This is a genomic window from Peribacillus sp. NPDC060253, from assembly GCF_042727425.1.
Lineage (GTDB): Bacteria > Bacillota > Bacilli > Bacillales > DSM-1321 > Peribacillus.
Genome location: NZ_JBHXAS010000132.1, coordinates 1 through 12,598, shown reverse-complemented (window position 1 = coordinate 12,598; position 12,598 = coordinate 1). Strand labels below are relative to the sequence as shown.

The 12,598-nt window shown below is 41.8% G+C and carries 11 protein-coding genes and 1 pseudogene; 9 read left to right on the top strand and 3 right to left on the bottom strand.

The window, feature by feature from the left end; all coding sequences use genetic code 11:
- Positions 1–308: 308 nt before the first annotated feature.
- The 6 genes and pseudogenes from ACFWE9_RS22925 to eutC all read left to right on the top strand — a co-directional run.
- Entirely contained in the window at positions 309–1,682 is a 1,374-nt protein-coding gene (locus ACFWE9_RS22925; protein WP_377358957.1) for a sensor histidine kinase, read from the top strand.
- A gap of 9 nt (positions 1,683–1,691) precedes the next feature.
- Positions 1,692–2,276 (top strand): ANTAR domain-containing response regulator, encoded by a 585-nt coding sequence (locus ACFWE9_RS22920; RefSeq protein WP_230158824.1) that lies wholly within the window; start codon positions 1,692–1,694, stop codon positions 2,274–2,276.
- A gap of 146 nt (positions 2,277–2,422) precedes the next feature.
- Positions 2,423–3,694, top strand: coding sequence for an ethanolamine utilization protein EutH (gene eutH / locus ACFWE9_RS22915; RefSeq protein WP_377358954.1), 1,272 nt, complete (start codon positions 2,423–2,425; stop codon positions 3,692–3,694).
- Between the two features lie 18 nt (positions 3,695–3,712).
- Positions 3,713–5,119, top strand: coding sequence for an ethanolamine ammonia-lyase reactivating factor EutA (locus ACFWE9_RS22910; protein WP_377358952.1), 1,407 nt, complete (start codon positions 3,713–3,715; stop codon positions 5,117–5,119).
- A gap of 18 nt (positions 5,120–5,137) precedes the next feature.
- Positions 5,138–6,502 (top strand): ethanolamine ammonia-lyase subunit EutB, encoded by a 1,365-nt coding sequence (locus ACFWE9_RS22905; RefSeq protein ID WP_230158828.1) that lies wholly within the window; start codon positions 5,138–5,140, stop codon positions 6,500–6,502.
- 5 nt (positions 6,503–6,507) lie between these two features.
- Positions 6,508–7,269, top strand: a pseudogene (gene eutC / locus ACFWE9_RS22900) (ethanolamine ammonia-lyase subunit EutC); the annotation flags it as partial.
- 29 nt (positions 7,270–7,298) lie between these two features.
- Here the strand turns inward: eutC and ACFWE9_RS22895 are convergent.
- Positions 7,299–8,021, bottom strand: a complete 723-nt coding sequence (locus ACFWE9_RS22895; protein WP_230158829.1) for a DUF4261 domain-containing protein — start codon at positions 8,019–8,021, stop codon at positions 7,299–7,301.
- 264 nt (positions 8,022–8,285) lie between these two features.
- On the opposite strand from ACFWE9_RS22895, the gene ACFWE9_RS22890 reads away from it, so the two are divergent.
- Entirely contained in the window at positions 8,286–9,005 is a 720-nt protein-coding gene (locus ACFWE9_RS22890; protein ID WP_230158831.1) for a YebC/PmpR family DNA-binding transcriptional regulator, read from the top strand.
- Between the two features lie 91 nt (positions 9,006–9,096).
- Here ACFWE9_RS22890 and ACFWE9_RS22885 read toward each other — a convergent pair whose 3' ends face one another.
- A complete protein-coding gene (locus tag ACFWE9_RS22885) occupies positions 9,097–10,503 on the bottom strand; it encodes a polysaccharide deacetylase family protein (RefSeq protein ID WP_230158833.1) in 1,407 nt (468 codons plus the stop codon).
- Positions 10,504–10,688: 185 nt separating this feature from the next.
- On the opposite strand from ACFWE9_RS22885, the gene ACFWE9_RS22880 reads away from it, so the two are divergent.
- Positions 10,689–11,204 (top strand): RNA polymerase sigma factor SigV, encoded by a 516-nt coding sequence (locus tag ACFWE9_RS22880; RefSeq protein ID WP_230158835.1) that lies wholly within the window; start codon positions 10,689–10,691, stop codon positions 11,202–11,204.
- Positions 11,189–12,058 (top strand): anti-sigma-V factor RsiV, encoded by an 870-nt coding sequence (rsiV, locus tag ACFWE9_RS22875; protein ID WP_377358948.1) that lies wholly within the window; start codon positions 11,189–11,191, stop codon positions 12,056–12,058. Before ACFWE9_RS22880 ends, rsiV begins: the two co-directional genes overlap by 16 nt.
- Positions 12,059–12,140: 82 nt before the next feature.
- On the opposite strand, the gene ACFWE9_RS22870 is transcribed toward rsiV, so the two are convergent.
- The gene (locus ACFWE9_RS22870) at positions 12,141–12,365 is read right to left on the bottom strand and encodes a hypothetical protein (protein WP_230158841.1); all 225 of its coding nucleotides are present in this window, start codon (positions 12,363–12,365) and stop codon (positions 12,141–12,143) included.
- Between the last annotated feature and the right edge of the window lie 233 nt (positions 12,366–12,598).

Here is a 12,598-nt window from a genome sequence, read left to right as displayed (position 1 = left end):
ATATTACATATTAATTTAATGATTATGGATTGTCATTGTTCATAATCACTAAAAATAATTTGATAAATTAGATAATGTGAATAATTCGAAAATATTAGGAGGTGGAAAAAAATTGTTGCACAGAAATGCAAATTAGATAAAAGGGCTAATTTAGGGATGATTTTTTATAGGGGTATACTATTAAAATATCGCTATCTAATGTAAGAATACATTACATTAGAATATTTTGAATATTGACAAAAATAGGGGCAATATCTATAATAATCAATAATAATATCCATGAATAAACGTTTATTGGGGTTTTGCCTATGGAACGGACAACTTCTGTCCGAGAGTTATGTGAGATGCATACTCACTTACTGGACAAGGATATTCAAATTCTAGAAAACCTATCAAAGAATTTATCGTTGATAGCTGATTTGAATAAGGCGAATGTCTTTATTGACTGTCCGGTGCGTGAAGGAAAGCATGCCATTGTCGTGGCAGAGGAAAGCGCGTATTCAGTAAAATCTGTTTATGATCATCCGGTTGTCGGGAAATTTGCTTATGAAGCTTTTGAGCCGGCAGTATTTTATGTATTGCGCACCGGTAAGGACATGTTTGTGAACCGGGCATTGACTCAAGAGGGAGCGATGGTCCAGCAAAGTGTTGTTCCAATCAAGGGGGAATGCAATCGGGTCATAGCCGTTTTGATCATGGAAAAGGCGATTCTAGAAGAACCTGAAACGTTGAATCATTTTGATAGGCAAGAACAGCAAAATTCCTTAGTTCCTGAATTTATCGAAGAGTCCATTTTCCTGATTAATAAACAGAATCGAATTGTCTATACGAATCCGGCTGCCATCAATCTAGTGACGGAAAATTGTTTGATGGATTGTGTGTTAGGGGACTGCATTTTCGAGTATTTTCCTAGTTTTTCCGATATTCTTGCTTCAAAAGAAGAGATTTTAATGAAGGAAATGACGATTGGGAAGAAAATTTTCCAAATAAAGAAATTCCATTTAGGCAATAAGAAATCCAACGAAACGTTCATTATCATCCGCGATTTGACTGAACTGCGTGATAAAGAGAGAGAGCTGATTAGCAAGTCAGTAGTCATTCGTGAAATTCATCATAGGGTGAAAAATAACTTGCAGACTGTTGCCAGTTTACTTCGTCTGCAAATGAGGATAGGGGTTCCAAAAGAAAGCAAGCCCCATTTATCGGTCAGTCTAAATCGGGTGTTAAGCATATCGTCGGTTTATGAAATCATTCTGGCAAGCAGCCATGTCGATCATGTGGACTTACTGGAGCTTATTAAAAAAATCGGCGATATGATCGTGTGTACGGAGGATCAAGTTCGAAACGACCTGAGTATCGAATATATGGGTGAGCTTCATTCGATTGATTCTGACATTGGTATTTCTGTCGCACTTGTGGTGAATGAACTCATTCATAATTGTGTGAAGCATGCTTTCATTGAAGGAACGGAAGGGAAGATTACCGTTTGCTTTCAAAAGGATGGTTCTGAATTGGAGATTCAAGTCATGGATAATGGCATCGGATATTCGCCGGAAATGAAAACGTCATTGGGATTGGATATCATCCGCATGACGGTTGAAAATGATTTGAATGGGGAGTTTTCGATTCATCGGATCAAAGAAGGTACCCTGGCTTCTGTAAGATTTCCATACAATAGGTAGGTGGGATAAGTGGTCAAGAGGATTTTGGTCGTGGAAGATGAATCGATTGTTCTGCTTGATATAACGATTATGCTCAAGGATGCAGGCTTCGATGTGGTTGGACATGCACGTGACGGCGAGAAGGCAATTGAGTTGGCACATGCTTTACAACCGGATCTCGTTTTGATGGATATAAAAATGCCTAAATTGAATGGGCTTAAGGCTAGCGAAGTTATTTCCAATACCTTTCAGATACCTGTCTTGCTTTTAACGGCATTCAGCCAGCGCGAATATATCGATCAGGCGAAACGAGCCAATATCGTAGGATATCTTGTAAAGCCGATTACAGAGGCCGATCTAATCCCAGCAGTGGAGATTGCCTTATTGCAGGCTGATAATGCAAAAAAGTATCAGGAACGAATGGCTCAATTGGATGAATCGCTCACAAATCGTAAAGTAATTGAAAAAGCAAAAGGAATTATCATGAAAAGAAAGAATGTAACAGAAGAAATCGCTTATAACAAGCTTCGAAAGCTAAGTATGGATAAGCAGCTTTCCATGGAGGAAGTGGCAAAGCTAATCGTTATAAATGATAAAAAACAAGTGAATAGATGAAGCAATGGCGCTTTGATGGACCAAATGGGATGTAGGCAGGCAATTCTGCTGAAAACCTAAGTTTGGGCTATATGAGGCGTCTTTTTTTTATACCCTTTTTTTAAAAATCGGTAGGCAAAAGAAATCGAAATTCAGGGGGGATTTGTATGGAGATGGTAGGGAAATTCGTTATCTATGTCATTATGGTGTGTGCCGTGATTGGTGCTTTTTCATCGATTAAAGACAGCGAGCAAGGGTTGGGCAAGCAGTTCATGGAAGGGTTGCATACCGTTGGACATATATTTGTCCCGGCAGCTGGGATCATGGCCTCCATCCCTTATTTATCATGGTTCATCGATACCGTATGCGGCCCGGTTTTCGCCGCGATTGGTGCAGATCCTGCACTCGCAGCAACAACTATTTTGGCAACCGATATGGGGGGGTATCAATTAGCCGCTGAGTTACAGGAAACATATGAAGGCTGGATCATGGCGATGATTGTCGGATTCATGTCAGGAGCAACAATCGTATTCTCGATTCCAATGGGGCTTGCCATGCTGGAGAAGCGTGATCATAAATATATGGCTCTTGGAGTCATGTCTGGAATCTTGACGATTCCAATTGGTGCTTTTATCTCAAGCATGCTGGTGGTGGCTACGAATTCAAAAGTTCGCGAAGTGATTTCCACGAATGCGGATTCCACATACGAATTCACGTTGAGCTATTTGAAAATTGCCCTGAATCTTTCCCCGCTCCTTATTTTTGTGATATTGCTTGCGTTAGGTCTTTATTTTTTACCGGATCTGATGATCAAAGGTTTCATGCTATTTGGAAAAGTTTTGGATACAGCGATTAAGCTTGTACTCGTGTTTTCAATCGTGGAAATTTTCACAGGACTGTTTTCCAATGTATTGGGTGCTTGGGGTTTTCATCCGATCATGGCCGATAAGGCGGATCAGTTCCGTGCCTTGGAAACGGCAGGGTATATCGGTATCATGCTGGCTGGTGCTTTTCCGATGATTTACCTGATCCAAAAATATGCCGGAAAGCCACTAGAAGCGATGGGCGGGAAAATTGGTTTGAGCAAAGCGGGGAGTGCAGGGATATTAGCCACTGTAGCCAATATATTGGCGATGTTCAAACTGGTTAAAGATATGCCGCCGAAAGATAAGGTCATAAACATTTCCTTCGCTGTGTGTGCAGCTTTCTTATTGGGCGATCATTTATCATTCACTGCCAACTTTCAGCCGTCCTTAATTTTCCCCATCATTGTAGGGAAGCTATCTGCCGGGGTCATTGGAATAGGTCTAGCTTATTGGCTGTCCGTCCCGAAAGCTTTGGAATTAGAGGAAAAAGATCGTGCAGCAGGTGTTATCGGCATAAATGAATATAAAGAGAATGACCAGGTAGATGACGACGATAAAATTCAAGTGGTGTAAAACCGAGGTGTGATTTTAATGAATGAACAGGTGGAAAAGATCATCAGTGCAGGAATTGATATTGGCACAAGCACGACCAAGCTAGTTATCAGCGAGCTTTCGCTCAGGAATGTGGCGGGTGGCGGACAGGTGCCTAAAATCGAAATTACCGATAAGAAAATTCTGTACCGAAGTCCAATTTTCAGGACCCCGCTTTTATCCGATACGGTCATTGATATTCCTGCTATTCATAGATTGGTAGAGAATGAGTATTCTTATGCCGGGATCACGATGGAACACATACAAACAGGGGCAGTCATCATCACAGGGGAGACGGCAACCAAACAAAATGCAGAAGAAATGGTACACCAGTTATCGCAGGCGGCAGGGGAATTCCTTGTAGCGGCGGCGGGTCCGGATTTGGAGGGAATCATTGCCGCCAAGGGATCCGGTGCCTATCAACATTCGATTGAGACAAGAAAGACAATAGCGAACATAGATATTGGCGGCGGAACAGCGAATATTGCCGTATACCGGACTGGTATCCTTTGCGGAACATGCACACTAAATATAGGAGGCCGTTTGGTGGAATGGGAGGGGAAAAAGATGAAGGTCGCCCCTTCAATAAGGAAATGGCTGAAATCAATTGGGTATTCTCCTTTTAATGCTGACGGGGCAATGATTGCAAATGAAATGGCGAAGGTGCTTTCGAGGTTTTTGGCCGATTCATTTACAAAAGAAGATGAACTCCTTTTAGTGGGGAAGGCGCCATCTTGGACAGGACGAATAGATGGGTTGATGTTCTCGGGAGGAGTCAGTGATTGTATCTATCATGAAGAACGGGTGGACAAAAGCTTTCAGGATATCGGTATGATGCTTGCCACTTCCGTAAAAGAAAATGAAGAATTGGCTGCTTGGGAGTGGGAACATCCAACTGAAACGGTTCGGGCGACTGTCCTTGGGGCAGGCTCACATACAACTGAAATCAGCGGGGCCACTATCGAGGTGAATGATTCCCATCTGCCGATTCGCAATATTCCAGTCTATCGGCTCGATTTTGAAGGCGTGCTGGAAAACGGAATCGAGAGATTGAAGCAATCGGTTCAGGAGGCGATCACGATATACGACGCCTTGCAGGAGGGATTGAATTTTGCCTTTTATTTAACGAATCTGCCTTATCTTTCATTTCGTGACATTCAGCTGCTTGTAGCCACTTTTACCGAGGCATTGAAGCAAAAACCGGATCAGCAGCAACCTCTCATTATTGTCATGGATAGTGATTATGGAAAAGTGCTTGGTCAGACATTTATGGCGAATCGACCAGAAATGCCGGTCATCTGTATTGATCAGACACAAGTGGAACATGGTGATTATTTAGATATAGGAAGGCTATTGCAGACAGGGGTCGTTCCGGTTGTCGTTAAAACGCTAACCTTTCACAACTAAGAAACGGAGGAATATTCGATGAAATTATCCACTCAATACTTTGGGGAAATCCATCAATTCAAATCGTTGAAAGAAGTCTTGGCCAAAGCGAATGAAGAGAAGTCAGGAGATAGGCTTGCGGGCATTGCGGCAGATTCTGTCCAGGAACGGATTGCGGCAAAAGCGGTGCTTAGTGAATTGACTTTGGCAGACATTAGGAACTATCCATTACTTTCTCCGGAAGAGGATGAAGTGTCGCGGATCATAGACGGTCTCATCAATGGGACCATCTATCAAACTGTGAAGAATTGGAGCGTTGCCGAGCTGCGTGAATATATTTTGAGTGACGAAACGACAGGCGAGGATTTAAAGCGAATAAGCAGGGGGTTGAATAGTGAAATGATAGCAGCCGCTGCCAAACTCATGTCGAACCTCGACCTTGTCCATGCTGCCAATAAAATCGAAGTGCTCACCAAGAATAATAGTACGATTGGATACAAGGGAACGCTTGCCTCCCGCCTTCAGCCTAACCATCCGACGGACAATGTCGATGGAATGCTTGCTTCTTTAAAAGAGGGCCTTTCCTATGGAATCGGGGATGCTCTCATTGGAATCAACCCTGTCGATGATTCAGTCGAAAGCGTAAAGAGGCTGCTACATGCGACTCAAGACGTGATTCAGAAGTGGAATATCCCGACGCAAAATTGTGTGCTTGCCCATGTGGCCACCCAAATTAAAGCCGTGCAGCAGGGGGCACCTGCTGACATGATCTTTCAAAGCATAGCCGGGACGGAGGCTGCCAATCGTTCTTTTGGCATTAACGTTCGATTGCTTGAAGAAGCGAATGAGGTCGCAAAGTCCTATGGGACGGGTACAGGTCCACAGCATCTTTATTTTGAAACGGGGCAAGGTTCCGAGTTATCGGCGGAAGCCCATTTTGGAATCGATCAAGTGACGCTTGAGGCCAGGAACTATGGGTTTGCCCGGTATTTTGATCCGTACATCGTCAATACGGTCGTCGGATTCATCGGACCTGAATACTTATATAACAGCAAGCAGGTCATCCGTGCCGGGTTGGAAGATCACTTCATGGGGAAAATGCATGGGCTGCCGATGGGTGTGGATATTTGCTATACGAATCATATGAAAGCGGATCAGAATGATATCGAGGATTTGGGCGTACTTTTAACAGCGGCTGGCGTGAATTTCATCATCGCAACTCCGATGGGCGATGACTGCATGTTAAACTATCAGTCTTTGAGTTACCACGATATAGCGACATTGAGACAAACGATGGATAAGCGGCCCGCACCATTATATGAAGCCTGGCTGGAGAAGATGGGGATTTTGGAAAATGGCAAGTTGACGAAGCATGCAGGAGATCCAACTATATTTAACCATTAGGAGTGGATGAGATGGGAATGAACGATCCATATAATAAGGAAGAATTGGATGCTTTGAAAGCGAATACTCCTGCCCGGATAGGTGTAGGCAGAGCGGGGACACGTCCGAAAACGGATTCTTGGCTTAAATTCCGTTTTGACCATGCCGCAGCCGTTGATGCTGTATATGGTGAAGTTAGTGAGATTCTATTGAAACGCTTGAACTTGTTCAAGGTGAAAACGAGGGCTGGTGATAAAGAAGTGTATTTACGCCGTCCGGATTATGGAAGGAAACTTTCGGATGAAGCGAAGCGGATGATTGAAGCCAAATGCATAAAGAACCCTACGGTTCAAATCATCATTTCCGATGGATTAAGTGCCAAGGCGATCGAAGATAATGTCGAGGACGTCTACTTATCTTTCAAACAATCTTTGGCAGGGGCAAAACTGGATACAGGTACACCGTTTTATATAGAAAAAGGCAGGGTTGCCGTTATGGATGATATCGGTGAAATCCTGAGGCCTAAGGTGATTGTCCTGCTGATCGGCGAACGGCCTGGTCTTGTCAGTGCTGAATCATTAAGCGCTTATATTTGCTATAAACCTTGTTTGGGTACGATTGAAGCGGAAAGGATGGTCATTTCCAACATTCATAAAGGAGGCATTCCACCTGTTGAAGCGGGAGCGCATCTTGGCACGGTCATTCAAAAAATCCTCAAATACCAGGCAAGCGGCATGTCACTCGTGAAGAAAGAAAATGAAGAAGAAATGAGTGCGGAATCAGTATAACAAAATATAATGGAGGAGCATTTGCTCCTCTATTTGCTTGTTCCCAAATTCCATAATCCAAATGGATTGTAAAAGGGATTGTCTTCTTCGTATCTAAAGTCCTGAAGGCCTGTCAAAATATAGTTGGGAGCATCTTTTTGTATGCTAAAGGTTTCACCATTTGTAAAGAGAGGTCGTTCACCTACATGGTAATAATTGAACGTATTCAGTAAAGCGGCCGCTTCTTTCGGACTCATTGTGTTAAGTGTAACGGCATCCGGAAGGCCAAACGCTTTCATTCCGAATGAACAATAATAATCTTCCTCACCAATGATCGTGACAAAATGAGCGTAAACCGAAAGAATATCCGGGTTATGATGAAGCTGCAGCCAATCCATCTTTGAATGGGCAATGCCGGCTGTCTCTATTTTCACTGCCAATCCGCCTGCCCTGAGGATTGCTGCGCCTGCGTCGATCAGATCTGTAACATTTCCTGTATCTGATATATCGGCAATAATATAGACCGTAAAGGTATGATCATTGATTTCCTCTAATAAGCTCTCTGAAAAGGCTCCTTTACTGGCGTAGGAAAAGGTCTCTTTTAAAGTCGGTTCATAATCCTGGACTTCAGCCTGAAAAGTGATGTTCTTATCCTTGTTGTGAAAAATATTTCCGGCTAACAGGTACCCCTCGCCTTTTGAAGCGAGAGTTTGAATCAACGCCGTCCGGTTTTTCCATTTTCCAGGTATCCCGATGATGATTTGGTTTTCCATATATCGTATCTCCTTTCCAATCACTTCATACTATACCACTCTTGATATTTTCCATAGTATTTTATAAACATTAGCGCCAAGTAAGCCTATTTAATGCAATGGAGAAGATGTACAGGACTTTTTCAAAGTTATACAATTGATGTATAATATAATCGAGTAAACGTATATCCTGTCTTCAAATGGTGTTCGTGAGAATTCACTGGTAGGACAAGTATCATAATAATCTATTCGTATATATTCAATGATGAAAGAGAGTGGAATATAATGGGTCGTAAGTGGAATAACATTAAAGAAAAAAAAGCGTCAAAAGATGCAAATACAAGTCGTATTTATGCTAAGTTCGGACGGGAAATTTATGTAGTGGCAAAACAAGGTGAACCAGACCCGGAATCCAATCAGGCATTAAGGGTCGTGCTTGAGCGTGCGAAAACGTACAATGTACCAAGAGCGATCATTGACCGTGCCATTGAAAAGGCAAAAGGCGGTTCGGAAGAAAGCTATGACGAGCTTCGCTATGAAGGATTCGGACCAAATGGATCAATGGTCATTGTTGATGCATTGACGAACAACGTAAATCGGACGGCTTCTGATGTACGTGCCGCATTTGGGAAAAATGGCGGGAACATGGGTGTCAGTGGATCTGTTGCTTATATGTTCGATGCAACGGCTGTAATCGGGATTGAAGGTAAAACGGCTGATGATGTGCTTGAGCTATTAATGGAAGCGGATGTTGATGTACGTGACATCATTGAAGAAGAGGAATCGGTCATCGTTTATGCTGAACCTGAACAATTTCATGCTGTACAGCAAGCATTCAAGGATGTCGGCATCACCGATTTTACTGTGGCGGAGCTGACGATGCTTGCTCAAAATGATCTAGCCCTTCCACAAGATTCTCAAGCACAATTCGAAAAAATGATTGATGCATTGGAAGATTTGGAAGATGTTCAGCAAGTGTATCATAATGTGGATCTTGGTGAATGAAAAAACAGAGCAGACCTTTGATCAAAGGTCTGCTTATTTTATCTTCATGCAAAAGAGCCTGTTTCAATTGAAACAGGCTCTTTCCTTTTGATTATTCTTTTATGACGATTCCGGAAAGTTCACGGTCTTTATTTACCTTCTCCAACTCAGAAATAGTGACCATTTGATAGCCTTCGTCATGAAGTTGTTTGATGATTGTTCCTGCAGCCTGGGCGCTAGTTTGGTAGATATCATGCATTAATATGATTTTGCCATCTTTGGCTTTACTCATCACTTTGCTCACGATTTTCTTTTCATCGCGTTCTTTCCAATCTTCGGGATCGATATCCCAAAGTATGACTTGCATATCCTTCATATTTTCACGTGCATTACTGTTGATCGCACCATATGGGGGACGGATGAGTATTGGCTTTGCACCAGTGGCTTTTACTACAGCGTCCTGGGTTTTTTCGATTTGACTTTTTATTTTGTTTTTGCTTAAGCGCGTCAGCTGAGGATGATCCCATGAGTGGTTGCCGATTTCATTGCCTTGTTCCAGCATTTTTTGCAGAACAACAGGATAGTGCTGTACGCGGCTTCCTAATACGAAAAAGGTCGCATGTGCATTATACTTGTTCAGGTCTTTCAGAATGGACATGGTATGACTTGGATGCGGTCCATCATCGAACGTTAAGGCAATGACCTTTTTGGACGGGTCAATCCATTCATTATGAACGGGCAGCTTTGCGACGATGTGTTTTGGTTGCCATTCCTTTACACGATCCTCATTCAAATCTTGACTTTGATATGAATCTAGCAAACTATTTTTGAACAGTTCCTTCTTGATGGCTATAGTATGAGTCTTAGCTGAGTCATCAGTCTTAACGTAAAATACAAGTGTATTTTTCAAGACAGAAAAAGAATCGAAGTTAGCGGCATTCAGTTTGTTATCCTTTTTAATAAGACTCTTTGAAATGCCTTCTTCTTCCTTCTCGGTTAACTCTTCAAAAACAATATCTGATAAAACGGATAAATAATCGGTATCCGTGGCAAAAATGTCTTCTATGGAGAGCTTACGCTGAGACGGAATATCGTAAGTGAAGGTCCGTGATTCAGACTGCTTCTTTTCTTCCACTTGTTCATATTTTTCGAAGGTGATGGTAATGGTCTGCTTTGAGAAATGGAGGATTGTATACGTGAGGTTAAGCTCAGACGCTTTTACGTCGGAGGCTTTCCATTTCTTTTCGTAATCCTTAATTTCTTTCTTTATGTAAGCGTCTAGTTGCGTGTCGATATTTTCTATATGGAGAACGGGCCTGCTTACTGAATACCCGCCTTTCGTATTATCTTTTAAATACGTTTGAATATCAGCTTCTGGGTAATTTTCATCGCTTGTATAGGCCGAAACGGTTCGCTTTTTATCAAAAGCAAGGCTTTTGATGGCTAATCCCAACGTTCCCGCTGCAGCTGTTAGACAAAATAGAAAAATAAAGACTTTTTTATAATTTAATTTCCTCATGATGCACTCCACCTCGTTTATCATTCTACTATATAGACGCGCCAAAAGCCTTAAAAGTTTGTAAAAAATTTCATTATTTTATATGAAAAAATTTCATTAGCTATTTTCAAACTTTTATAGCAGTTAGTGCGTCTATCCTTTGTACCTAGGATACGTAACTAAAATGTAAGGAGCTCTATAATGCAATGAAAAATCTAGATATGAATCAGTTATTGGCCGCAAGGATAACCGAAAGGCAAGAAAATTTATACAGACTAGCTTTTTATTATGTGAAGAATCAAGAGGATGCGCTTGATATCGTGCAGGAATCGATCAGAAAAGCGTTAGCCTCCAGTAATAAAATCAAAGACGCAGCTTCTATAGATAGTTGGCTATATAAGATCATAGTCCGAACGGCACTTGATATTTTGCGAAAGAAAAAGAAGCTGACCGTCGCCGATGACGAAACAATAGAATACTTACGCAGCGGAGAGGAAGATTACTACCCTGACCTGGATTTGCAAAAGGCACTTGAAGGACTTTCGGTCAAGTATAAGACGGTAGTCATTCTACGATTCTTTGAGGACCTGAAGTTGGAAGGAATAGCGGAAGTGTTGGAAGAGAACGTAAGCACGGTTAAAACGAGATTATATAAAGCACTGCAACTATTACGGATCAACATGACTGAACAGGAGGAAACGAAAAGATGGAAAAAAAATTAAAAGATTTGCGGGAAGGATACCTTCAAACACCGATCCCTAAGGAATTGAAAGATGTCGTTCAAGCAGCCTTGAATGAAAGGCCCAGGAAGAAGCCACGGATTGGCAGGAATATCTTGGTGTCAGCGGCGGCAGCACTTCTGATTGTGACAGCTTCCGTCAACACCAGTCCGGCAGCGGCGAAAGCGATGAGTGATATTCCGATAGTTGAAAAGGTCATCAAAATGATCACCTTCGTCGAATGGAAAGAAGAAGTCAATAATTCCTCGGCAGTAATCAAAACACCTGCCATTTCTGGTCTGGAGAATAAACAGCTGGAAAATGGTTTGAATGATAAATACTTATCGGAAAGCAAGCAGCTCTACAAGGAATTCACGGACTCCATGTCAAAACTGAAGGAAGGGGAAAAGGGAAATATCTCAGTGGAAAGCGGATATAAGATATTGACTGATAATGAAACGATCTTATCTGTACAGCGTTATACTGACAAGATTTCTGCCTCCAGTTCTACAGAAAGTCAATTTGATACAGTCGACAAGAAAAACGAAGTGCTTATAACGTTAAATAGCTTATTTAAAGATGATCGCTATCTGCAGGTGATCAGTGAGAACATCAAGGAACAGATGAAGCAACAAATGGCAGAAGATCCGGATAAAATATATTGGGCCGAAGATGATGATCTTACTCCATTTAAAGGCATTGATGAAAATCAAAACTTTTATATAAACAAAGATGGCAAGCTTGTCATCGCCTTCAACAGCTTTGAAGCTGCCCCAGGATACATGGGGGCCGTCGAATTCATCATCCCGACCAAGGTACTCTCAGACCATCTTGTGGGCAATCAATATATTCATTAGAACGGACTTCATTATTCTTATGAGACCCGAAAGGTTTTTAAAACAGGGATGCACCTTAAAAAGACGAACCAACGTTACTTGACTACAGTAACCTTGGCTCGTCTCTTTTTTCATCGAATTTCATCTGATCCAGTTCCAGCCTCATTTTCTCTGTCTCCAAAAGGAAGTTTTCATGCTTAATTTTTTCGAGTTCCAACTCATCTTTGAGCATACTGTGTTTGGTTTTTGATTGTTTCTCAAAATGGCTTGTCAGAATGCCAAGTATGGGGATGGAAAAAATCATTACAACGGTTATGGTACCGAGCATTTTTATGCCTCCTCATTTTGTATTATTTCTATTATACGGTGTATATAACGGTTTTGGTTGGGGTTTTTCCTTATTATTTTTTGGACTTCATTTAATTGGAAAAAGGTAACTAGAGAGGTATTAAACGTAATATCATTGGCAAAGTTAGGGCAATATATCAATAATGACGATTCCTATCAGATGATGTGATTCGCAGTGTAACATGTATGGTGAAAAGCTATTAATATTTATTT